This window comes from Marivibrio sp. (assembly GCF_040218065.1).
GTDB lineage: Bacteria > Pseudomonadota > Alphaproteobacteria > UBA8366 > Aestuariispiraceae > Marivibrio.
The window spans coordinates 212,928-234,445 of the sequence record NZ_JAVJQE010000007.1 but is presented as its reverse complement, the minus strand read 5'-3'; the positions used below and the strand labels follow the sequence as shown (position 1 = coordinate 234,445).

General features: G+C 71.9%; 19 protein-coding genes. 14 read left to right on the top strand and 5 right to left on the bottom strand.

Features of this window, described 5'->3' with window-relative positions; translation table 11 throughout:
- Positions 1-35: 35 nt before the first annotated feature.
- From RIB45_RS06235 to cobN, 3 genes are all read left to right on the top strand, one after another.
- Positions 36-518: a PAS domain-containing protein gene (locus tag RIB45_RS06235; RefSeq protein WP_350049369.1), complete on the top strand. Its 483-nt coding sequence runs from the start codon at positions 36-38 to the stop codon at positions 516-518.
- Between the two features lie 103 nt (positions 519-621).
- Positions 622-1,608: an acrylyl-CoA reductase (NADPH) gene (gene acuI, locus RIB45_RS06230; protein ID WP_350049368.1), complete on the top strand. Its 987-nt coding sequence runs from the start codon at positions 622-624 to the stop codon at positions 1,606-1,608.
- A gap of 83 nt (positions 1,609-1,691) precedes the next feature.
- Entirely contained in the window at positions 1,692-5,747 is a 4,056-nt protein-coding gene (gene cobN / locus RIB45_RS06225; protein WP_350049367.1) for a cobaltochelatase subunit CobN, read from the top strand.
- On the opposite strand, the gene RIB45_RS06220 is transcribed toward cobN, so the two are convergent.
- A complete protein-coding gene (locus RIB45_RS06220) occupies positions 5,744-6,328 on the bottom strand; it encodes a hypothetical protein (RefSeq protein WP_350049366.1) in 585 nt (194 codons plus the stop codon). The two genes, cobN and RIB45_RS06220, sit on opposite strands and share 4 nt — an antisense overlap.
- 198 nt (positions 6,329-6,526) lie before the next feature.
- Here RIB45_RS06220 and RIB45_RS06215 point away from each other — a divergent pair, with 198 nt between their 5' ends.
- Both RIB45_RS06215 and RIB45_RS06210 read left to right on the top strand, forming a co-directional pair.
- Entirely contained in the window at positions 6,527-6,835 is a 309-nt protein-coding gene (locus RIB45_RS06215; protein ID WP_350049365.1) for a hypothetical protein, read from the top strand.
- Positions 6,832-7,020, top strand: coding sequence for a hypothetical protein (locus RIB45_RS06210; protein ID WP_350049364.1), 189 nt, complete (start codon positions 6,832-6,834; stop codon positions 7,018-7,020). Before RIB45_RS06215 ends, RIB45_RS06210 begins: the two co-directional genes overlap by 4 nt.
- Before the next feature lie 40 nt (positions 7,021-7,060).
- Here RIB45_RS06210 and RIB45_RS06205 read toward each other — a convergent pair whose 3' ends face one another.
- Together RIB45_RS06205 and tsaD are read right to left on the bottom strand one after the other, a co-directional pair.
- Positions 7,061-8,089, bottom strand: coding sequence for an NAD(P)H-dependent glycerol-3-phosphate dehydrogenase (locus RIB45_RS06205; protein ID WP_350049363.1), 1,029 nt, complete (start codon positions 8,087-8,089; stop codon positions 7,061-7,063).
- Positions 8,086-9,159, bottom strand: coding sequence for a tRNA (adenosine(37)-N6)-threonylcarbamoyltransferase complex transferase subunit TsaD (tsaD, locus tag RIB45_RS06200; RefSeq protein WP_350049362.1), 1,074 nt, complete (start codon positions 9,157-9,159; stop codon positions 8,086-8,088). Before tsaD ends, RIB45_RS06205 begins: the two co-directional genes overlap by 4 nt.
- A 71-nt stretch (positions 9,160-9,230) precedes the next feature.
- On the opposite strand from tsaD, the gene hemC reads away from it, so the two are divergent.
- The 7 genes from hemC (at position 9,231) to RIB45_RS06165 (ending at position 18,678) form a co-directional block, all read left to right on the top strand.
- Positions 9,231-10,172 carry a hydroxymethylbilane synthase gene (gene hemC, locus RIB45_RS06195; RefSeq protein WP_350049361.1) on the top strand — a complete coding sequence of 314 codons (942 nt, stop codon included), beginning with the start codon at positions 9,231-9,233 and terminating at the stop codon, positions 10,170-10,172.
- A complete protein-coding gene (locus tag RIB45_RS06190; protein WP_350049360.1) occupies positions 10,156-12,708 on the top strand; it encodes a uroporphyrinogen-III synthase in 2,553 nt (850 codons plus the stop codon). Before hemC ends, RIB45_RS06190 begins: the two co-directional genes overlap by 17 nt.
- Positions 12,709-12,712: 4 nt before the next feature.
- Positions 12,713-14,005, top strand: a complete 1,293-nt coding sequence (locus tag RIB45_RS06185) for a heme biosynthesis protein HemY (protein ID WP_350049359.1) — start codon at positions 12,713-12,715, stop codon at positions 14,003-14,005.
- A gap of 87 nt (positions 14,006-14,092) precedes the next feature.
- A complete protein-coding gene (locus tag RIB45_RS06180) occupies positions 14,093-15,013 on the top strand; it encodes a LysR substrate-binding domain-containing protein (protein WP_350049358.1) in 921 nt (306 codons plus the stop codon).
- A 58-nt stretch (positions 15,014-15,071) separates the two neighbouring features.
- Positions 15,072-16,112 (top strand): patatin-like phospholipase family protein, encoded by a 1,041-nt coding sequence (locus RIB45_RS06175; RefSeq protein WP_350049357.1) that lies wholly within the window; start codon positions 15,072-15,074, stop codon positions 16,110-16,112.
- Positions 16,113-16,330: 218 nt separating this feature from the next.
- Positions 16,331-17,422, top strand: a complete 1,092-nt coding sequence (locus RIB45_RS06170) for a Zn-dependent alcohol dehydrogenase (RefSeq protein WP_350049356.1) — start codon at positions 16,331-16,333, stop codon at positions 17,420-17,422.
- A gap of 35 nt (positions 17,423-17,457) precedes the next feature.
- Positions 17,458-18,678 carry a mandelate racemase/muconate lactonizing enzyme family protein gene (locus RIB45_RS06165; protein ID WP_350049355.1) on the top strand — a complete coding sequence of 407 codons (1,221 nt, stop codon included), beginning with the start codon at positions 17,458-17,460 and terminating at the stop codon, positions 18,676-18,678.
- A 34-nt stretch (positions 18,679-18,712) separates the two neighbouring features.
- Here the strand turns inward: RIB45_RS06165 and RIB45_RS06160 are convergent, their stop codons facing one another.
- On the bottom strand, positions 18,713-19,573 hold the full coding sequence (locus RIB45_RS06160) for a fructosamine kinase family protein (protein WP_350049354.1): 861 nt from the start codon (positions 19,571-19,573) through the stop codon (positions 18,713-18,715).
- Positions 19,570-20,058, bottom strand: coding sequence for a low molecular weight protein-tyrosine-phosphatase (locus RIB45_RS06155; protein ID WP_350049353.1), 489 nt, complete (start codon positions 20,056-20,058; stop codon positions 19,570-19,572). Before RIB45_RS06155 ends, RIB45_RS06160 begins: the two co-directional genes overlap by 4 nt.
- 86 nt (positions 20,059-20,144) lie before the next feature.
- On the opposite strand from RIB45_RS06155, the gene RIB45_RS06150 reads away from it, so the two are divergent.
- Together RIB45_RS06150 and RIB45_RS06145 are read left to right on the top strand one after the other, a co-directional pair.
- On the top strand, positions 20,145-20,897 hold the full coding sequence (locus RIB45_RS06150) for an NAD-dependent deacylase (protein WP_350049352.1): 753 nt from the start codon (positions 20,145-20,147) through the stop codon (positions 20,895-20,897).
- A complete protein-coding gene (locus RIB45_RS06145) occupies positions 20,897-21,481 on the top strand; it encodes a uracil-DNA glycosylase family protein (protein ID WP_350049351.1) in 585 nt (194 codons plus the stop codon). Before RIB45_RS06150 ends, RIB45_RS06145 begins: the two co-directional genes overlap by 1 nt.
- Positions 21,482-21,518 lie beyond the last annotated feature (37 nt).

The following is a 21,518-nucleotide window of genomic DNA, read 5'->3' as shown; positions in this document are numbered from 1 at the left end:
GGAAAAGGCCGCGGGCGGGGAGCGTCATGGGCGCAATGCAGTTTTCAGCGCCGCTGCTGCGGCGGGTCCACGATGTGTGGCGCGCGTTGCCTCGGGACTGCGAGGAAGGGCCTCCGGCGCGGCGCGCCTTCGATCCCCTGCTGTTGGCGCCCCGGGATTTGCGCTTCATCGTCCTGCTGGATGTTGAGGGCGGCCCGGATCCCGCAAGCCTCGACTTCGTCTACCGCGTGGTCGGAACCGGCGTCGTCGAGGCGGTCGGGCTCGAGTTCACCGGGCTCCGGCTGTCGGAGCATCTCGACGAACATGACGCGCCGCGCCTGATCGCCGACTACCGCGCCGCGGTCGAAAGCCGGGCGCCGCGGCTGTTTCGCGGGGTCTTGCAGCGCGTGGGCAAAGACTGGCTCGGCTACGAACGCCTCGCCCTGCCGATGAGCGACCCGGAGGGCGGGCGCATCGTGTCCATTCTGGGCGCCGTCGCCTTCGAACGCGCGGACCGGCTGCCCCCCGGGTCTCTGTGAGCCTCCCGTTCCGTTTGACAGGCGGGGCGGCGCCGCGGCTATGCTCCCGGCCGGCGCGGCGGGGAGGCCGCAGTCGCCACCCCAACCGAGGAGGGCTTGAGCCATGCGCGCGATTTTGGTCACGAAGGACGAGGAGGCCGGCTATCAGGCGGCGCTCACGGACGTCGCGGAGAGCGATCTGCCCGAAGGCGACGTCACCGTCGCCGTCAGCCACTCGACGCTGAACTACAAGGACAGCCTGGCGATCACCGGCAAGTCGCCGGTCGTGCGCAGCTTCCCGATGGTCCCCGGCATCGACGCCGCCGGCGAGGTGGCGGCCAGCGACCATCCCGACTTCAAGCCGGGCGACCCCGTGATCCTGAACGGCTGGGGCGTCGGCGAGGTGCATTGGGGCGGCTACGCCGAGAAGGCGCGCTTCAAAGGCGATTGGCTGGTCCCGCTGCCGGACGCCTTCACCCCCGCCCAGGCGATGGCGATCGGCACGGCGGGCTATACCGCAATGCTGTGCGTGATGGCGTTGGAGGATCACGGGCTGACCAAGGACTCCGGCCCGATCCTGGTGACCGGCGCGGCCGGCGGCGTCGGCTCCGTCGCGATCTCGCTGCTGGCGGCCAAAGGGTTCGAGGTGATCGCCGCCACCGGCCGGGTCGAGGAGCAGGGTCCCTATCTGAAAGGCCTCGGCGCCGCAGACCTGATCGATCGCGCCGAGCTGGCCGACAAGGGCAAACCGCTGATGAAGGAGCGGTTCGCCGGCGCGGTCGACGCGGTCGGCAGCCAGGTGCTGGCGAACGTCCTGGCGCAGGTGCGCTACGGCGGGACGGTCGCGGCCTGCGGCTTGGCCGGCGGGTTCGATCTGCCGACGACGGTGATGCCTTTCATCCTGCGCGGGGTGACGCTGGCCGGCGTCGACAGCGTCTATTGCCCGAAGCCGCGCCGGCTGGAGGCGTGGACCCGCCTCGCCGCCGAGCTAGACCCCAAGCAGCTGGAGGCGATGAGCCGAACGGTCGGCCTCGCCGAGACGCTTGATCTCGCGTCCCAACAGATCGCCGGCCAGCTGCACGGCCGCGTGGTGGTCGACGTCGCCGGATGATCGCGCCTTCGCTTGCATCGCGCGCCGTGCGCCGGTAATCGCGGACACGCACAGAACGCGCTTTAGCGACAGGGGCGGACGCGATGCATCTTCTGGCGGCGACGCCGGGCGCAACGGACGACGGATCGGAGGCGGTCGATCTCGGCCAGAGCCCGGGCGACATCCTCGTCCTGACGGCGGCGGACACCGAGATCGCGACGCTGGCCGCCGCCCAACGCCGACGGCGCGCGGAGCAATCGGACGCGCCCAGCCTGCGCTGCGCCAATCTGATGCGTCTCGGCCACAATCTGTCGGTCGATCTGTGGGTCGAAAACACGCTGCCCGGCGCCAAGTTGGTGGTCGGCCGGCTGCTCGGCGGGCGCGGCTATTGGCCCTACGGCGTCGACGAGATCACGGCCGCCTGCCGGGCGCAGGGAATCGCCGTCGTCTGGCTGCCGGGCGACGATCAGCCGGATGAGGAGCTTTCGGGGCTGTGCAGCCTCGACCGGCCGGCGGCCCATCGCCTGTGGCGCTATTTCGTCGAAGGCGGGGTCGACAACGCCGTCAACGCGCTGCGCTACGCGGCCGCGCTGATCGGCCGCCCGCCGGCGCAGGAATGGTCGGAGCCGACGCCGCTGCTGCGCGCCGGGCTTTACTGGCCCGGCCGGGAGCGGCCGAGCTTGGAGGATCTGCCGCGGAGGGCCGGGCGCCCGCGCGCCGCAATCCTGTTCTACCGCGCGCTGGCCCAGGCGGGAAACACGGCCGTGATCGACGCGCTGATCGACGCGCTCGACGCCGCCGGTCTCGACGCGGCGCCGATCTATGCGGCCAGCCTCAAGGACCCTGTCGCGGCCGCGACGGTGGAGGATCTGCTGGCCCGCGGCGAGACGGCGGCGATCCTGAACGGCACCGGCTTCGCGCTGTCCGCGCCCGGCGCCGCGCGCGCCGAGACGCCCTTCGACGCCAGCGGCCTGCCGGTGATCCAACTGGTCTTCTCCGGCGGCGCCCGGGCGCCCTGGGCGGAGGGCACGCGCGGTCTGTCCGCCCGCGACATCGCGATGAACGTGGCCCTGCCGGAAGTGGACGGCCGGATCCTGTCGCGCGCGGTCAGCTTCAAGGGAAGCGCGCGCCGCGATCCCGAGATCGAAGCCGACATCGTCGAGTACGAGCCGGTCGCCGACCGCTGTCGCTTCGCGGCCGAGATGGCGGCGGGCTGGGCGCGGCTGCGGGCGACGCCTGTCTCGGAGCGGCGGGTCGGCTTCGTGTTGGCGAACTACCCCAACCGCGACGCGCGGCTCGGCAACGGGGTCGGGCTCGACACGCCGGCGGGGCTGATCGAGGCGCTGAAGGCGATGCAGGGCGTCGGCTATTCCCTCGACTCGCCCTTTGCGACCGGCGACGAGCTGATCGCCCACCTGAAGGCCGGTCCCACCAACGCCGACGTCGCCGGGCGGGAGGAGCGCGAGAGCCTGAGTCTCGCCGACTACCAGATGTTCTTCGCAAGCCTGCCCGCCGCCGTCCGCGATGCGGTGTCGGCCCGCTGGGGCGCGCCGGAGGCGGACCCCTTCTTCCGCGCCGGCGCGGTCGATTGCGGGCGCTTCGCGCTGCCGGTCTTCCGGTTGGGCGCGGCGGCGATCGGGCTGCAGCCGGCGCGCGGCTACAACATCGACCCCGTGCAAACCTATCACGACCCGGATCTGGTCCCGCCGCACGGCTATCTAGCCTTCTACGCCTGGATGCGCGACGCGTTCCGGGCCCACGCGCTCGTCCATATGGGCAAGCACGGCAATCTTGAGTGGCTGCCGGGGAAGGCGACGGCGCTTTCCGCCGAGTGCTTTCCGGAGGCGGTGCTGGGACCGATCCCGCACCTCTACCCCTTCATCGTCAACGACCCGGGCGAGGGGACCCAGGCCAAGCGCCGCGCCCAGGCGGTCATTCTGGATCACCTGACGCCGCCGCTCACCCGGGCCGAGAGCTACGGGCCGCTCAAGGACCTGGAGGCGCTGGTCGACGAGTACTACGAGGCCGCCGGCGTCGATCCGCGCCGCCTGAAGCTGCTGGGCCGGGAGATCGTGGAGCTGGCGGAGCGCATCGGCCTCGCCGCGGATTGCGGGGTCGCGCCGGGGGACGACGAGGACGAGAAGCTCCAGAAGCTCGACCAGTATCTGTGCGAATTGAAGGAGATGCAGATCCGCGACGGGCTGCATGTCTACGGGGTGAGCCCGGCGGGCCGGCTGCGCCGCGATCTGCTGCTCGCGCTCGCGCGCTTGCCGCGGGGGTCGGGCGCGGGCGAGGAGGCGAGCCTGCTGCGCGCGCTTGCCGCCGATTTCGATCTGGGCGAGGGGTTCGACCCGCTGGACTGCGCCATGGCCGCTCCCTGGACGGGTCCGAAGCCGGCGGCGCTGGATCAGGCGACCGACGCCCCCTGGCGCACGGCCGGCGATACGGTCGAGCGGCTGGAGCTCTTCGCCGCCCGGCTGCTGGAGGCGGCCGAGGCGGCGCTTTCAGGCAACGCCGCCCCGCTCTCCGATGAAGATGATGATCTGAAGGCCGGGATCCTTCATTACACGAAAAGCGTAATCGAGACCCTGTCGCGCTGTGAAGAAGAAGCGGTCCGCGAAACGCCGGTGGGGGCGCTTGCCGAAACCAAAGCCGGGGCGACGGAGCGCGCAGGAACCGGGGCCGCGCCCGACGCGGCGCCGTCCGGCGCGGGCGCCGGCCGCGCGTCGGCGGAACCGTGGCGCCAAGCCGCGTCGGGCGCCGAGAACGACCCCAACGGGACCGCGGCGCTTTCCGCCGGCGCCGAGGCGCTGATCGGGGTTCTGCGGCGGCTTGCGCCGGCGGTCGACGCCTGCGGGGCGGCTGAGATCTCCGGTCTGCTGACCGGCCTCGACGGGCGCTTCGTCGCGCCGGGGCCGTCCGGCGCGCCGACGCGCGGACGGCCCGACGTGCTGCCCACGGGCCGCAACTTCTATTCGGTCGACACCCGCACGACGCCGACGCCGGCGGCCTGGCGGCTGGGGTGGAAGTCGGCGCAGCTATTGGTCGAAACCCACGCTCAGACCCATGGCGGTTGGCCGAAGCGCCTGGCGCTCAGCTGCTGGGGGACGGCCAACATGCGCACCGGCGGCGACGATATCGCCCAGGCGCTGGCGCTGATGGGCGTGCGGCCGACGTGGGACTCCGCCTCTCGCCGGGTCACGGGCTTTGAGATTCTGCCGGCCGAGATGTTGGATCGGCCGCGGGTCGACGTGACCCTGCGCATCTCAGGCTTTTTTCGCGACGCCTTCCCGGGGCTGATCGATCTGGTGGATTCGGCCGCCCGCGCGGTCGCGGCGCTGGATGAGCCGGCGGCGGTCAACCCGCTCGCCCACGCGGTCGCAGAAGAGAGGCGGGCGCTGCAAGCCGAGGGGCTGGACGATGCGACGGCGGCGCGTCGCGCGGGGGCGCGCATCTTCGGGGCGAAACCGGGGGCCTACGGCGCCGGCCTGCAGGCGTTGATCGACGAACGGCTCTGGGAGACCGAGGCCGATCTGGCGGCGGCCTACGTCGAATGGGGCGCCTACGCCTACGGCTCGCAATCCGGCGACGGTCAGGAGGGGCGCCCCGACAAGGCCGGCTTCGAACGCCGCCTCGGCCGCGTCGAAGCGGTGGTCCACAATCAGGACAACCGGGAGCACGATCTGCTGGATTCGGACGACTACTATCAGTTCGAAGGCGGGTTGACGGCGGCGGTTCGCACGCTTTCCGGCGCTCAGCCGGCGGTCTATCACACCGACCATTCCCGCCCCGAAAGCCCGAAGATCCGGACCCTGGAGGACGAGATCGGCCGGGTGGTGCGCGCGCGCGTGGTCAATCCGAAATGGATAGCCGGCGTCATGCGCCACGGCTACAAGGGCGCCTTCGAGATGGCGGCGACGGTCGATTACCTCTTCGCCTTCGCGGCCACGGCGCGCGCGGTCAAGGACCACCACTTCGATCTGGTGTTCGACGCCTATCTCGGCGACGAGGCGGTGCGCGCCTTTCTGCAAGAGAAGAACCCGGACGCGCTGCGCGACATCGCCGCGCGTCTGCAGGAAGCCCAGGATCGCGGCTTGTGGCGGCCGCGGCGCAACGACACCGGGCCGTTGTTGGCCGACGGCCTAGCGACCGGGCGCTAGCGCCCGCGCGGCGGCCCGCCTCCGGGGCGCTTCGTCGCGGCTTTGGCGCCGGCGCGCGCCGCCCGCTCGCCTCCGGGGCGCTTCGCCGGACCTTTTCCCGCCGGGCCTTTCCCAGCCGGCGCTTTCCTGCGCCCCTTGGACGCCGCAGCGTCGGACTTCGGCCGGCCGGGCTTGCCCGGCGCGCCCTTCGCCCCGCCGCGCAAGGCGCGAACGGTGAGCGAAATCTCGTCGCGCTCGAAGCTCAGATCCTCCACCTGCGCCGGATCTTCCGTGTGGGAGAGGGTGCGTTTGAGCTCCGCCGTCACCTTCTCCAACTCGTCGGCGACCAGCGCATAGGCGCCGGGCGGCACATCCTCCAGCACCACCTCCTGCTCCATCATCAGATCGGCGAAAGCGTCCATGTCGGTGCGGCCCAGATCGACCAGCCGGGCGTCGAGGTCGACCCAGAGATCCTCCCACCGCTCATACAGCTGGCGCAGGGCGGACGACCCGTCGCCGGCCTGCAAGGTCTCCTCCATGCGCACCATCAGGCGGACGAATTGCCAGACGTCGAGCGTCAGGGTCTTTTCGGCGGCGGTCATGGGCGTCGGGCGCGCCTCCTAGCGCGGACTGATGAGCGGCTGACGGGAGGGGCTATAGCAGCGTCCGGCCCGTCTTACAAAGGTAAGGGAAGCGTCGCGGGATTGTCATAGAATCCGCCTATTGGTCCCGGCTAATCGGGGGCGGCGCATCCCGCGCCGCGCCTCAACCGGGTTCGAGGCTTTTCGAAGGAGACGTCGATGGCCGAGCTGGCGGCGAAGAACGGGGCGGAGGCGCTCGACATGAGCGCGCTCACGCGGTGGATCGACCAGGCGGAGGCCGACGGCGCCGCCGAGGCCGAGCGCGAGAAGATCGATCTCGTGAAGTTCGTCCTCGACCGGGTCGGCCTCGCCGTGCTGCGCGCCATGACCACCGGCGGGCCGGCCGAAGTGGCGGCGCCCGACGCGGAGACGGCGCGCCTGTTGCGCCTCGCCCTTGCCGAGACGTCCGAGAGCCGGCCGACCGACCGGCTGATCCGCATCACCGACGCCGAAAGCCGCACCCGATGACCCCGTCGCGCCCTCGCTCGGAGGCGCCCGCGGATTGGGAGATCCAAGAGAATGTCGATTGGGTCGACAACGCCTTCGGCGGCGTCGAGGCGGAGATCGCCTCCTGGCGCCCGCTTTATTGGATCCGCCAGGCGCTGACCGGCGTGGGTCAGGCGCCGCTGGCGATGCGCCTCAGACGATCCTAAGGCGGCCCTAAGGCGGCCCTAAGGCGGCCCTAAAACGGCGCTACGGCGCGTCGTCCGTCGTCTCGGCCCGGAACGGGCGGGCCAGCAAATCGTGCAGCGCTTCGCCCGTCGTGATCCGGCCGGCCAGCACCGCGTCGACCGCGCGCGTGATCGGCAGATCCTCCAGTCCGGCGCGCTCCGCCAGACCCACCACCGCCTGCGCGCTCCAATAGCCTTCGGTTACGGTGCGCCGGCCTTCGAGGACGGCGTCCGCCGCTTCGCCCTCGCCCAGCGCATAGCCGAAGCTGGTGTTGCGGCTGGTGCGGCTGTTGCAGGTCAGCGACAAATCGCCCAGGCCCGCCAACCCCATCATCGTCTCGGGCTTGCCGCCCAGCGCCACGGCCAGGCGCGTGATCTCCGCCAGACCCCGGGTCAGCAGCGCGGCGCGGGCGTTCTCGCCCAAGCCCAGGCCCCAGGCGACACCGCAGGCGATGGCGATCACGTTCTTGGCCGCGCCGGCGACCTCGACCCCGATCGGATCGTCCGAGAGATAGGGGCGGAACGCGTCGTCGCCGAGCGCGTCGCGCACCGCCTCGGCCGCCGCCGCATCCTCGCTCGCCACCGTCACCGCCGTGGGCAGGCCGCGCGCCACCTCGGCGGCGAAGGTCGGCCCGGAGAGCACGGCCAGCGGCGCGCCCGGCAGCCGCTCCGCCGCGACTTCCGTCATCAGCTTCAGGCTGTCCCGCTCCACTCCCTTGGCGCACAGCGCGACAGGCGCGTTCGCCGGCAGATGCGGGATCAGCCGCCCGGTCACCTCGCGCATCGCCTGGGCGGGGCAGACGATCAGCACGACGCCCGCGCCGTCGAGCGCTTCGGCCATATCGGCGGTCGCCGCGATTCCGTCCGGCAACGCGATATCGGGCAGATAGGCCGGGTTTCCGCGCCCGGCGGCGATCGCCTCGACCACCTCCGGGTCGCGGCCCCACAGGCGCGCCTCCCGTCCTGCGCGCCGCGCCACGCAGGCGAGCGCCGTGCCCCAGGCGCCCGCGCCCAGGATCGCGACCGGCCCGTCGGTCTCGCCCCCGCTCACGCCGCCGTCTCCGGCGCGGACAACTCCGCGAGCGGCCAACGCGGCCGCGGCCGGAAGTCGAGCCCGTCGGTCAGGCCCAGCGCCAGCCGCTCCGCCCCCGCCCAGGCGATCATCGCGGCGTTGTCGGTGCAGAGCTTGAGCGGCGGGGCCTGGAAGCGCATGCCGGTCTCATCCGCGACCTGGGCGAGATGCGCGCGGATCGTCCGGTTGGCCGCGACGCCGCCGGCGACCACCAGGGCGCGGCCCGGCGCGACCTCCTCCGAGAAGCGCACGGCCGCGCGCCGCGTCCGGTCGGCCAGGGACAGCGCCGCCGCGCGCTGGAACGCGGCCGCCAGATCGGCTTTGTCCGACGCTGAGAGCGTCGGCTTCCCGAGGCGTTGAATCTGCTGGCGCACGCCGGTCTTGAGGCCGGAGAAGGAGAAATCGCAAGTCGCGCGACCCTGCATCGGCGGGTTCAGCGCAAAGCGCTCGGGCCGCTCGGCCGTTTCGGCCGCGCGCTCGACGGCCGGACCGCCGGGATAGCCGAGCCCGAGCAGCTTGGCCGTCTTGTCGAACGCCTCGCCGACCGCATCGTCGACGGTCCCGCCATAGACCCGGTAGCGCCCCACCCCCTCCACCGCGAGCAATTGGCAATGCCCGCCGCTGACCAGCAGCAGCAGATAGGGGAAGGCCGCTTCGTTCGGGTCCTGGGCGGTCAGCCGCGCGGTCAGCGCGTGCCCTTCCAGATGGTTGACCGCGATGAAGGGCAGGCCGCGCGACCAGGCGATCGCCTTGGCGGTCAGGGCGCCGACCATCACCCCGCCGATCAGACCGGGCCCCGCCGTGGCCGCGACGCCGTCGAGCGCGGCGAAGTCCGTCTCCGCCTCCGTCATCGCCTGTGCGACCAGCCGATCGAGATGATCGAGATGGCTGCGCGCGGCGATCTCCGGGACGACGCCGCCGTAGGCGCGATGCTCGTCGAGCTGCGAGAGCACGACGTTCGAGAGTATCCGGCCGGATCCGTCCGCCGCGCGCGCGACCACCGCCGCCGCCGTCTCGTCGCAGGAAGTCTCGATGCCTAAAATCTTCATCGTCCGGTCTCGCCGATCCGTCTTCGGGGGGTGTAGCCTATGCGGACGCGATAGGCTACAGCTTGGACGCCATGACATCACCGATCGATCATTTCTCGCCCGAGAAACCTTTCGTCCTGGGCACCCGCGGCTCCCCGCTGGCGATGGCCCAAGCCTATGAGACGCGCGACCTGCTGGCCCGCCGCTGGCCCGATCTGCCGGTGGAGATCCGCGAGATCAAGGTCTCGGGCGACGCCATAACCGACCGGCCGCTGGCCGAAGTGGGCGGCAAGGGGCTGTTCACCAAGGAGCTCGACCGCGCGCTGTTGGAGGATCGCTGCACGGCCGCCGTGCACTCCATGAAGGATATGGAGACCATCCTCGATCCCGGCGTCGCGATCGGCGCGGTGCTGGAGCGCGAGGATCCGCGCGACGCCTGGCTCAGCCTGAAGGCCGAGGGGCCGGAGGCGCTGCCCCGGGGCGCGACGGTGGGCAGCGCCAGCCTGCGGCGCAAGGCGCAGTTGAAAGCGATGCGGCCCGACCTCGACATCGTGCTGTTCCGCGGCAACGTGCAGACGCGCCTGAAGAAGCTCGCCGACGGCGTGGCGGACGCGACGATGTTGGCGATGGCGGGGCTGACACGCCTCGACATGGTGGCCGACGCCGGCGCCCGCGCGCTCGAGCCGGAGCGGTTCCTGCCCGCGGTCGCGCAGGGCGCGATCTGCATTGCGCGACGCATCGAGGACGAGGCGGTCGCCGAAATCCTCGCCCCGCTGAGCCACGCCGACAGCTTGGCCCGGGTGACGTGCGAGCGCGCCTATCTCGAAGTGCTGGACGGCTCCTGCCATACGCCCATCGCGGGCTTGGCCGAACTCACGGACGGGACGATCCGATTCCGCGGTCTGGTCGCGCGCGAGGACGGAACGCGCCTGCTGCGCGTGGAGGAGAGCGGCCCGGCCGACGACTCCGAGGCCGTCGGCCGTGAGGCCGGTCGGCGTCTGAAAGCGGAGATGGGCGATGGCTTCTTCGACTGACGGCGCGCAGGGCGACGCGCCGACCGTCCTGGTCACCCGACCCGCGGACGACGCGGCCGACCTTTCGGCGCTGCTTGAGGCCGCCGGGTTCGGCGTCTTGCCGGAGCCGCTGCTGACCATTCGCCCCACCCCGCCGACGCACGCCCAGTTCGCCAAGGATCTGGACGATGTCCAGGCGCTGCTCTTCACCTCGGCCAACGGCGTGCGCGCGTTCGCGCGCGAAAGCCGCAAACGCGACCTGCCGGCCTTGTGCGTCGGGCCGGCGACGGCCGCCGCCGCTCGGATGGTCGGGTTCTCGACGGTCGAGACCGCCGACGGCGACGTGGCCGCGCTCGCGCATTTGGTCGAAAGCCGGCGCCGACCGGCCGACGGGGGGCTGTTTCACGCGGCCGGCTCAGACCTCGCCGGCGATCTGGCGGGACGGTTGGAGCAGGCGGGCTTCCGCGTCGTCAAACGGGCGCTCTACAAGGCGGAGACGGCCGAGCGGCTGAGCGAAGACGCTCAGGCGGCGATCCGCGCCGGCCGGGTGGCCGCGGTCGTCCTGTTCAGCCCGCGCACCGCTCAAACCTTTACCGAGTTGATGCGCGAGGCCGACCTCGCCGACGCCGCGCGCGGCATGACGGCGGCCTGCCTCAGTCAGGCCGTCGCCGATCGGGCCGGCGAGCTGCCTTGGGGTCGTACGCTCGTCGCCGCCTCCCCGGAGGCGGCTGAAATCGTGAGTTTGCTGAGCCGCGAGGAGGGTGTACGCGTACAAGCTGAAGAGACTCCCCCTGACAGCGGCGAAAAAGCTGCTACACTCGCCGCCGAGACAGAGGGGAACGCCATGAGCGACGACGAGCGCCGGACGTCCGATAAGTCGGGCGACAAAACGGGCGATAAGACGGGCGATAAGAAAGCCGACAAGACCGCGGCCAAGGCGGCGGGCGACCAGCCCGCAGGTGACGGGTCTTCCAGCGAAGAGCCGGCGCGCGCCGCCTCGCAGAGCGAAACGCCGGCCCAGCAGACCGCCGCGTCGGCCGCGACGCCGAGCGCCGAGGCGGTGATCGAAGCGTTTGGCGGCATTCGCCCGATGGCCAATCGTCTGGGCGTCGCCGTCAGCACCGTCCAGGGGTGGAAGACCCGCGATCATATTCCCGAGAACCGTTGGCGCGACGTGATCGCCGCGGCGGCCGCCGCCGGCGTCGATCTGGGCGCTGTGACCGCGCAGGCCGAGGCGACCCGGGCCGAGTCGGAGACGGACGCGCCGGCCGACGGGTCCGAACAGAGCCCTTGGGGATCGCAGAGCGCCGGGCGGGAGCCTGGCGACCCGCGGGAGCCGGGCGATCCGTCCGACCCGTCGGACGAGCGCGCGCCCGACGCCGCGCCCGCCCAGCCGGACGCGTCGCAGGCCTCCCCCGCCGCTCAGGCGGAAAGCGCGAGCGCCCCGCCGCCGAAGGCGTCGTCGCGCCCGACGCCGGCCGCGCCGGCCGCGCCGACCAAGGGCGGCGGCGGGCCGGCCTGGCTCGCGCTGCTGGTCGGATTCATCGCCGTCGTCGCCGTGGCGACGGAGCCCTATTGGCGCGCGCAGGTCGCGCCGGTTCTCGACCCGCTGATCGGCAAGGTCGCGGCGGTGCCGCCGGACGGGCAGGGGGTCGATCCTGCGCAGATCGAAGCGCTGGCCCAGGAGATCGCGGACCTGAGCGGTCGAGTCGAGCAGGTCGCGGCCCGGACGCAGGAGGCGCTCGCGAGCGCCGGGGAGGGCGCGCCGGGCGCGGATCCCGCGGCGCTCGCCGCGCTCGAGGAGCGCGTGGCGGCGCTTGAAGAAGCGCCCGCCGGGTCTGGCGGGCTGACGCCGGCCGCGCTGGAGTCGGCGACGGCCGGATTGGAGACCCGACTCTCCGAGATCGAAGCGGCGCTCGAAAGCGGCCCGGGCGCGGAGGCGATGCAGGCGCTTCGCGACCGCCTCGCCGCGATGGAGAGCCGCGTCGCCGAACAGGCCCAGACGATCGAGCGCGTGGCCGACGCGCCCGCCCTCAAGGGCGCGCAGCAGGCCGCCGTGGTGATCGCCGTCGGCTCGGTCCAGGACGCGCTCGCCGCGGGCCGCCCCTTCGCCGCGCCGCTTGAGCGCGCCGCGGGCCTCGCGCCCGACGACCCGGCGCTCGACGAGGCGATCGCGGCGCTTGAGCCCTACGCTGAGCAGGGGGTGCCGACGCGCGCCGATTTGCAGCGACGCTTCCGGGCCTCTGCCGCCGCCATGCACGCCGCGGTCGGCGGCGAGGGCGATTGGGTCGACGAGGCGGTCGGTCGGCTGACCAGCCTGGTCAGCGTCCGGAGGACCGGCGAGGGGGCGGAACGCCCGCCGGTCAGCCGCGCCGAGGCGGCGCTGGCGCGCGGCGACCTGGCCGCGGCCGTCGCGGCCCTGTCCGACGCCCGCGACGCGAGCCCCGCCGCCGCGCGATGGCTGGACGACGCGGAAGCGCGCCTTGCGGCCGAAGCGGCGCTGGAGCGTCTGCGCCAGGCCGCGGTCGACCGTCTGACCGCCAGCACGGAGGGTTGATCCGATGACCGCCCGCGCGCTGCTCTTCCTCGTCAAACTCGGGATTCTGGGGGCTCTTGTCGCCTATTTCACCGTCTACCCCGGGGCGGTTTCGATCGAGTTCCGCGGCTGGCGCGCCGACATGCCGGTCGGGCTGCTGTTGCTCGCCGTGCTCGTCCTGGCGCTGCTGCTCGCCTTCGGCGACCGGATCCGACGCGGCGTCGTGCGCCTGCCCGGACGACTGAAGGAGAGCCGCGCGCGCTCGCGTCGAACCCGCGGGTATCAGGCCCTGACGCAGGGCATGGTGGCCGTCGCGGCCGGCGACAAGAACGAGGCGGCGCGGCAGGCCAAACGCGCCGACGCGCTGCTCGACGACCCGGCGCTGACGCGGCTGCTGTCGGCGCAATCGGCGCAGCTGAACGGCCAGGACGACGCCGCGCGCCGGTATTTCGAAGGCATGTTGGACGATCCGTCGACGGCCTTCATGGGCGTGCGCGGGCTGATGATGCAGGCGTTGAAGGCCGGCGATCGCGCGCGCGCGCTTGAACTGGCCGAGCGCGCGGACGCGCTGCGTCCGGGCACGCCCTGGGTGCTGCGCGAGCTGCTGGAGCTGCAGCAGGAGCAGGGGCGCCGTCAGGCGGCCCTGGCGACGCTCGACCGCGCCGGCCGCGCCAAGGCGATCCCGGAGGTCGAGGTTGGCCGCCGGCGCGCCGATTTGCTGATGACCGAGGCCAAGGCGCAGCGCCGCGAAGGCATGACGCGCACGGCGCTGAAGACCGCCCAGCAGGCCTTGAAGTCCGACCCGCGCTCGATCGAGGCGGTGCGGCTCGCCGCCTCGCTGCTGCGCGAGGAGGGGCGGAGCCGCAAGGCCGAGAAATTGGTCGAAGACGCCTGGCGCACCGAGCCCGATCCCCAGTTGGCCGAGATCTATCGCGACCTGGCGCCGACCGGGACTACGGCGCTTGGCCAGGTGAAGCGGATGGAGAAGCTGCGCGGGCTCGCGCCCGACCACCCGGAGGCGCATCTGTCGCTCGCCCAGGCCTCGCTCGACGCGCAGCTCTGGGGCGAGGCGCGCAATCACCTGACCCCCCTTGTCGGCGCGCAGCCCAGCCCGCGCATTTGCCGCATGATGGCGCGGCTCGAGGAGGAGGAGCGCGGCGATCTGGAGGCCGCGCGCGATTGGCTCGCCCGGGCCGCCGGAGACGCCGAGGCGCAGGACGCCGTCGCGGACGACGAGGACGAGTCGGAGACCGACGCCGACGCCCGGCCGGCCGCCTTGCCGTCGCGTCCGGCCGTTGGGGTCGTCGAGCCGGTGTAAGCGGCCGGCCGGCGCGCGGCTGAAAGCCGTGCGCGCGTCGGACGCGCCGCCGCATGACCATCGCTTTCTGAAAGGCCGCGCCGCGCCGTGAATCTCCGCGATCTCGATTACCTCGTCGCCGTGGCGGAGCTGGAGCATTTCGGCCGGGCGAGCGAGCGTTGCCATGTCAGCCAGCCCACGCTCAGCGCCCAGATCAAGAAACTGGAAGGCGAGCTCGGCGTGACGCTGTTCGAGCGGACCAACAAAAGCGTGCGCGCGACCCCTGTCGGTCGTGAGATCGCCGCCATCGCTCGGCGCGCCCTTGAGGCCGCCGAGGACATTCGCCGCGCGGCCGCCGCCCATCGCGATCCGCTGGCCGGCGCGGCGCGGCTGGGCGCGATCCCGACGATCGCGCCCTGGCTCGTGCCGGCGATTTTGCCGGCGATCCAGCGCGAACTACCGACCCTCGACCTCGCGTTGGTGGAGGAGATGACAGCGCCCTTGACCGAGCGGCTGTTGGCCGGCGATCTGGACGCCGCTTTGATCGCCACCGCGCCGGAGAGCTCGCGGCTGGAGGAAATCCCCCTCTTCGACGAGCCGTTCTGGCTGGTGGCGCCGCGCGGTCATCCGCTGGCCGAGGCGCCCAGCGTCTCGGCTGCGGCGATCGACCCCGAAGAGTTGCTGCTGCTGAGCGAGGGGCACTGCTTCCGGGATCAGGCGCTGAGCTTTTGCCGGGCGGCGCGGCCCGATCGTCGGGTGAAGACCGATCTGCGCGCCACCAGCTTCGAGACCGTCCTGAACCTGGTCGCCGCCGGGGCCGGGACGACCTTGGCGCCGGCGCTGTCGCTGCGCGGCGCCTGGACGACCGACCAAGGCCTGGTCGCGCGCCGGATCGACGGCCCTCTGGCGCCGGAGGCGAGCCGCCGGGTGCGCCTGGTCTTTCGCTCGGCCAGCCCGCGCCGCGCTCTGTTTCAGGGCCTGGCCGCGGCGGTGAAGACCAGCCTGCCGAATACGGTGACGCCCCTGTGAGCGAGCGCGGGTCGATTCGGGACGCGCCCGCGGCTCCCCATGCTGATAGACTGCGGTCATGAGCGACGCCCGCAAACCCGTCTGCCTCGCCCTGCAGGGCGGCGGCTCCCACGGCGCCTTCACCTGGGGCGTCTTGGACGAGATCCTGCGCGACGGTCGGATCGAGATCGAGGCGGTCTCGGGAACCTCGGCCGGGGCCATGAACGCCGTGTTGCTGGCCGACGGGCTGGCCGACGGCCAGCGCAAGGTCGACCGCGACCGCGCGCGCGACCAACTCGCCGCCTTCTGGCGCTCGGTCGCGGACGCCGCGCGCTTCAGTCCGATCCAGCGCACCCTGCTCGATCGAATCATGGGGGACTGGTCGCTCGATCGATCGCCGGGCTTCGCGCTGTTCGATCTGATGGGGCGCATGGCCTCGCCCTATCTGTTCAATCCGCTGGATCTCAACCCGTTGGCGCCGTTGTTGGAGAGCGGCGTGGATTTCGATCGCGTCCGGCGCTGCGAGGGCTTCCGGCTGCATCTGTCGGCCACCAATGTGCGAACCGGGCGCATCGCCGTCTTCGACCGCCGCCGCATCACCGCCGACCATGTGCTGGCCAGCGCCTGCCTGCCCTTCATGTTCCAGGCGGTGGAGATCGGGAACGAGGCCTATTGGGACGGCGGCTACATGGGCAATCCGGCGCTGTTCCCGTTCTTTCGAAGCTGCTTCAGCGACGACATCCTGATCGTCCAGATCAACCCGGTGGAGCGGCCGGAAATTCCGCGCACCGCCCGCGAGATTCAGGAGCGCCTCAACGAAATCACCTTCAACGCCAGCCTGATGCGCGAGTTGCGCGCCGTCGATTTCGTCGCCCGGCTGCTCGAGGAGGGCCGCCTTGATCCCGAGCGCTACAAACACGTGCTGGTTCACATAATCGCCGATTCGGCGGCGCTGGCGCCGCTCGGCGCGTCGTCGAAGCTGAACGCCGAATGGGATTTCCTGCTGCATCTGCGCGCGATCGGCCAGACGGCCGCGCGGCGCTGGCTCGACGCGCATTACGACGATCTGGGCGTGCGCACGACCGTCGATATCCGCGAGATCGTCGACGGCGACGGGTAGGCCTCTGTCGCCCGTTTCAGAAACCCCGTCGGGCCGGGCCTGTTCCGGCCCGACAGCGGGCGGGCGTCGACGGCGCAAGGTCGGGGTGAGGGCCAAGATCGTCTTAGTCTGGGCGCACCCCGTCTGATCGTCCCGCGGCGACAGCTTTCCCCCCTTGCATCGTCTCGCCGAATAGCGGAGCGTTCCGGCGACCTGCGCGATTGGGAGCTTCACCCGCCATGACCACCGTCTCCGCCGCCGTTTGCCGGGCCTTCGGCGAGCCGCTGTCGATCGAATCCGTAACCCTCGCCGAGCCCGGCCCGGGCGAGGTGCGCGTGCGCCTCAAGGCCTGCGCGATCTGCCATTCCGACATTCTCTACGCCGACGGCGGCTGGGGCGGCGATTTGCCGGCGGTCTACGGGCATGAGGCCGCAGGCGTGGTGGAAGCCGTGGGCGACGGGGTCGAGCGCCTGGCCGTCGGCGACCATGCGGTGGTGACGCTGATTCGGTCTTGCGGGCGCTGCCACTATTGCGGCCAGGGCAAGCAGACGGCGTGCGAGACGGACTTTCCGCTCGACCGCAAAACCCCGCTGACGGCGGCCGACGGCGGCGCGCTGGTCCACGGCCTGCGCACCGGCGGATTCGCCGAGGCCGTGACGGTCGAGGCGAGCCAGGCGGTCGCCATCCCGAAGGACGTGCCGCTGGACGCCGCCAGCCTCTTGGCCTGCGGCGTCATCACCGGCGTCGGCGCGGTGACCAACACGGCCGGCTTGCGTCCGGGCCAGACGGCCGCCGTGATCGGCTGCGGCGGGGTCGGCCTGAACGCCGTGCAGGGCTGCGCGATCGCGGGGGCGGGCCGGATCCTGGCCCTCGACGTCGTGGCGGAGAAGCGCGCGGCGGCGACGACGTTCGGCGCGACCGGCGCGATCGACGCGGCCGCGTCCGACGCCGTCGACCAGGTCATGGCCGCGACCGACGGGCGCGGCGTCGACTACGCCTTCGTCACCGTCGGCGTGAAGGGCGCGATCGACCAGGCGATGCGAATCGTCGGCAAGACCGGCGCCGTGGTGCTGGTCGGCATGCCGCCGTCGGGCGTGTTTGCGGAGATCGATCCGGGATCGCTCGCCGCCTATTCCCAGCGCATCCTCGGCTCCAAGATGGGCGAGGCGCGCGTCGCGGTCGACATTCCCTGGCTGGTGACGCACTACAAGGCCGGCCGGCTCAAGCTCGACGAGCTGATCTCGAATCGCTACCCGCTGGAGAAAATCAACGAGGCGGTGGAGGAGGTGAAGCAGGGCCGCGTCCTGCGCAACGTCATCACCTTCGACTGACCGGCCGCCCGGCTGCCCCTAAGGGAGGCTTTTCGATGCGCGTCACCGACCTTGAGGTCTTCGTCGTCGGCAATCCGCCGCCCGGCTTCGGCGGACGCTATTTCCAGTTCGTCAAGCTGACGGCGGACGACGGAACCGTCGGCTACGGCGAAGTCTACGCCGCCGCCGTCGGGCCGAGCGCCATGACGGCGGTGATCGAGGATCTGTTCCAGCGTTATCTTGAGGGTCAAAACCCGTTCGAGACCGAGCGCTTCATCCGCGGCTGCTACGGCTCCGGCTTCACCCAGCGCCCGGACCCGACCGTGATGGGCGCGGCCAGCGGGCTGGAGACGGCCTGCTGGGATCTGATCGGCAAGGCGCTGGACCGGCCGGTGCGCGAGCTGATCGGCGGGACCGTCAACCGCCGGCTGCGCACCTACACCTATCTCTATCCCAAGCCGGGGGACGACCCGGCCGGCTTTTACGCAGATCCCGACGCCTCGGCCGAGGCGGCGGTCGAGTGGGTGCGCCAAGGATTCACGGCGCTCAAGTTCGACCCGGCCGGCCCCTACACCCGCTTCGGCCCGCACCAGCCCGACATGGCGATCCTCGATCGCTCGGAGGCTTTCTGCAAAAAGGTGCGCGAGGCCGTCGGCGACAGGGCGGATCTGTTGTTCGGCACGCACGGACAGTTCACCGTCTCCGGCGCCAAGCGCCTCGCCCGCCGGATCGAACCCTACGATCCGTTGTGGTTCGAGGAGCCCGTCCCGCCCGACGCGCCCGAGCGCATGGCGGAGGTGGCGCGCGCCACCGCGATCCCGATCGCCGCCGGCGAGCGGCTGACCACCAAGATGGAGATTGCGGCTCACCTCGGCGCCGGCGCCGTCAACATCGTTCAGATGAATCTGGGCCGCATCGGCGGGATCCTGGAGGCGAAGAAGATCGCCGCCCTTGCCGAGGCCCATCACGCGCAGATCGCGCCGCACCTCTATTGCGGGCCGATCGTCGGCGCGGCCAACATCCAGATCGCCGCCGCCAGCCCCAATTTCCTGCTGCTGGAGGGGATCGGCCGCTGGGACGGCTTCCACGCCGAGATCCTGAAGACCCCGATCCGCTGGGAGGACGGCTACGTCATCCCGCCCGACGCGCCGGGCCTGGGGGTTGAGCTCGACGAGGCGGTCGCCCGCGCGCACCCTTACAAGGGCGATCGCCTGCATCTGGAGATGCAGCCGGAGCCCTACGACCCCTCCTCGCGCGGGCTGTTCGCGGGCGGGTGAGTCTCGTACCCTCTCCCGCAGGAAGAGGGGCTTGTCACCCCACCGCGCGGCGAAGGATTGCGTCGGCCTGACGGCCGTAGCCGGCGCCGAAAAGCGTCGCGTGGACCAAGAGCGGATACATCAGATAGAGGTCGCGCCGCTCCTTGAAGAAGCCGGGCTCGATCGGTCGCCGCTCCTGATAGCGCGCGAAGAAGCGCTCCCCGAACGTCCCGAACAGGGTCGTGAAGGCGAGCTCGACCTCCGGATGGGCGTAGTGGACGGCCGGGTCGATGAAGCCCGCGATGCGGCCCGCGCGCGCCAGCACGTTGCCGCCCCACAGATCGCCGTGGATCAGACTGGGATGGTCCGGTTCGGCCAGGAAATCGCCGATCCGGCCGGCCAGCCGCTCCGCCCGGTCCATCGTCTGCGCGCCGATCCCGCCGGCGTCCAGCGCCGCGCGGGCGAAGGGCAGCAGGCGTTCCTCGGCGTAGAAGTCGAGCCATCGCGCGCGCGGCCTGTTGGGCTGGATCAGCGGGCCGATCAACGTGTCGCGCTCCAGTCCGAAGACCTCTCCGCGCACCCCGTGCAGCGCCGCGATCAGATCGGCGGCGTGCTCTTCCGCGCGGGCGTCGATCGGCCCGCCGGTCTCCACGAAGTCCATGATCAGCAGTTCGGGCGCGGCGTAATGCACCGCCGGGACGGGCAGCGCGCTGCGCTCGGCCAGCAGCCGCAGCATCCAGCCTTCCAGATCGAGCTGCGCCTCGCGCGCCGCGGCTTGCTTCACCGCCAGGCGGGCGCCCTGCGCCGTCTCGAACGCGAAGACGGACCCCGTCGCGCCGCCGCCGATCCGGCGCGGCAGCGAGGCGGGCGGCGCGCCCAGGGCGCGCTCGATCCGCGCGGCGAGATCGCCGGTCATGCCGCGCGCAGACGCTCGATCCAGCCGCGGCAGCCGGCCTCGATCAGGTCGAGCGCCAGCTCGTACTCCGCCGCGCCGCCGTAATAGGGGTCCGGCACGTCGCGCCGCGGCGCGTCCGGCGCGGCGTCCAGGAAGAAGGCGACCTTCCGCCGCGCCTCCGCCGACGCGCGCCGGGCGAGCTGCGCGTAATGCCCGTCGTCCATCGCCAGCAGCAGGTCGAAGCGCTCGAAATCCGCCGGCGCGAAGGCCCGCGCGCGCAAGGCGGCGAGGTCGTAGCCGCGTTTGGCGGCGTGTTCTATCGCCGGGCGGCTGGGCGGCTCGCCGACATGAAAGGAGGTGAGGCCGCAGCTGTCGACGCGCAGGCCGTCAAGCAGCCCGGCCTCCGCCGCCAAAGCGCGAAACACGCCCTCCGCCGTCGGCGAGCGGCAGATGTTTCCGGTGCACACGAACAGGATCGATCGAACGGGCTCGGCCTCGACGCGCATGGGCGGCGGTCCTTTTTTGTTGCAGGCGTTCGACGGGGCTACCATGTCCCCGGCGGATTTGGGAAGGGCGAGCGACGGACGAGGACATGAGCGCAGCGATCGAGGACTTGCCGCTGGATCGGGTCGACGGCCCCATCGTGATCCTGACGGGCGCCGGAATCTCGAAGGAGTCCGGCATCGACACCTTTCGCGACAAGGGCGGCATCTGGAGCCGCCACAGCCTGGAGGAAGTGGCGACGCCCGAAGGCTACGCCGCCGATCCGGAAAAGGTGCATGATTTCTACAATCAACGCCGGCGCGATCTGCTGTCGGCCGACATCCGCCCCAACCCGGCGCACGAGGCGATCGCGCGGCTGGAGGCGGGCTGGCCGCACCGGGTCCTGACCGTCACCCAGAACATCGACGATCTGCATGAGCGCGGCGGCGCGCGCCAGCTGCTGCACATGCACGGCGAGCTGCTGAAGATGCGCTGCGAGGATTGCGCGGGCGTCCACGATTGGCGCGAGGACGCCACGGTGCAGAGCGCCTGCCCCGCCTGCGGCCGCACCGGCCGTCTGCGCCCGCACGTCGTCTGGTTCGGCGAAATGCCGTTCTTCATGGAGGAGATCGAGCGCGCGTTGGCCGAGGCGGCGCTCTTCATCGCGATCGGCACCTCGGCCACCGTCTATCCGGCCGCCGGCTTCGTCATGGCGGCGCGCGATTACGGCTGTCCCCTGACGCTGGAGATGAACCTGGAGGAGACCGACGCCTCCGGCGTCTTCCGCCACGCGCTCGAAGGCCCGGCGGGCGAGACCGTGCCGGCGCTGGTGAAGCGGCTGTTGAGCGCGCGCGGGGGCTGATGAGCGATCTGGAGACGCTGCTGGCGCAGGTGCGCGCCTGCCGCCTGTGCGAAGCGCATCTGCCGCTGGGGCCGCGGCCCGTCGTGCGCGCGGCGCCCGGCGCGCGGCTTCTCATCATCGGGCAGGCGCCGGGGACCAAGGTGCACGAGACCGGCGTTCCCTGGAACGACCGAAGCGGCGAGCGCCTGCGCGACTGGCTGCAGGTCGATCGCGAGACCTTCTATGACGAGACCGAGATCGCGATCATGCCGATGGGCTTCTGCTATCCCGGCGTCGACGCCAAGGGCGGGGACAAGCCGCCCCGGCCCGAATGCGCGCCCGCGTGGCACGAGGCGATCCTTTCGCATCTGCCCGACGTCGCGCTGACGCTGCTGGTCGGGTCCTATGCGCAGAAGCGCTATCTCGGGGGGCGGGAGACGATGACCGCGCGGGTCCGCGCCTTTCGCGACCACCTGGCGCAGGGCTTCCTGCCGCTGCCCCACCCCAGCTGGCGCACGACCCATTGGCAGAGGAAGAACCCGTGGTTCGACGCCGAGGTGCTGCCCGAGCTGCGCGCCCGCACGGCCGCGCTGCTGGCGGGGTGAGGGCCCCAAACGTCTCCCTCAGGACCGGTCGGCCGCG

What these genes read in the sequence shown, in the direction of transcription:
- cobN (WP_350049367.1), top strand. Translation starts at nt 1,692, where the DNA reads ATGCATCTTCTGGCGGCGACGCCGGGCGCAACGGACGACGGATCGGAG.
- RIB45_RS06175 (WP_350049357.1), top strand. Translation starts at nt 15,072, where the DNA reads ATGAGCGACGCCCGCAAACCCGTCTGCCTCGCCCTGCAGGGCGGCGGC.
- tsaD (WP_350049362.1), bottom strand. Translation starts at nt 9,159, where the DNA reads ATGAAGATTTTAGGCATCGAGACTTCCTGCGACGAGACGGCGGCGGCG.
- RIB45_RS06215 (WP_350049365.1), top strand. Translation starts at nt 6,527, where the DNA reads ATGGCCGAGCTGGCGGCGAAGAACGGGGCGGAGGCGCTCGACATGAGC.
- RIB45_RS06170 (WP_350049356.1), top strand. Translation starts at nt 16,331, where the DNA reads ATGACCACCGTCTCCGCCGCCGTTTGCCGGGCCTTCGGCGAGCCGCTG.
- RIB45_RS06185 (WP_350049359.1), top strand. Translation starts at nt 12,713, where the DNA reads ATGACCGCCCGCGCGCTGCTCTTCCTCGTCAAACTCGGGATTCTGGGG.
- RIB45_RS06145 (WP_350049351.1), top strand. Translation starts at nt 20,897, where the DNA reads ATGAGCGATCTGGAGACGCTGCTGGCGCAGGTGCGCGCCTGCCGCCTG.
- RIB45_RS06220 (WP_350049366.1), bottom strand. Translation starts at nt 6,328, where the DNA reads ATGACCGCCGCCGAAAAGACCCTGACGCTCGACGTCTGGCAATTCGTC.
- RIB45_RS06165 (WP_350049355.1), top strand. Translation starts at nt 17,458, where the DNA reads ATGCGCGTCACCGACCTTGAGGTCTTCGTCGTCGGCAATCCGCCGCCC.
- RIB45_RS06210 (WP_350049364.1), top strand. Translation starts at nt 6,832, where the DNA reads ATGACCCCGTCGCGCCCTCGCTCGGAGGCGCCCGCGGATTGGGAGATC.
- RIB45_RS06235 (WP_350049369.1), top strand. Translation starts at nt 36, where the DNA reads ATGCAGTTTTCAGCGCCGCTGCTGCGGCGGGTCCACGATGTGTGGCGC.
- hemC (WP_350049361.1), top strand. Translation starts at nt 9,231, where the DNA reads ATGACATCACCGATCGATCATTTCTCGCCCGAGAAACCTTTCGTCCTG.
- RIB45_RS06155 (WP_350049353.1), bottom strand. Translation starts at nt 20,058, where the DNA reads ATGCGCGTCGAGGCCGAGCCCGTTCGATCGATCCTGTTCGTGTGCACC.
- RIB45_RS06160 (WP_350049354.1), bottom strand. Translation starts at nt 19,573, where the DNA reads ATGACCGGCGATCTCGCCGCGCGGATCGAGCGCGCCCTGGGCGCGCCG.
- RIB45_RS06150 (WP_350049352.1), top strand. Translation starts at nt 20,145, where the DNA reads ATGAGCGCAGCGATCGAGGACTTGCCGCTGGATCGGGTCGACGGCCCC.
- acuI (WP_350049368.1), top strand. Translation starts at nt 622, where the DNA reads ATGCGCGCGATTTTGGTCACGAAGGACGAGGAGGCCGGCTATCAGGCG.
- RIB45_RS06190 (WP_350049360.1), top strand. Translation starts at nt 10,156, where the DNA reads ATGGCTTCTTCGACTGACGGCGCGCAGGGCGACGCGCCGACCGTCCTG.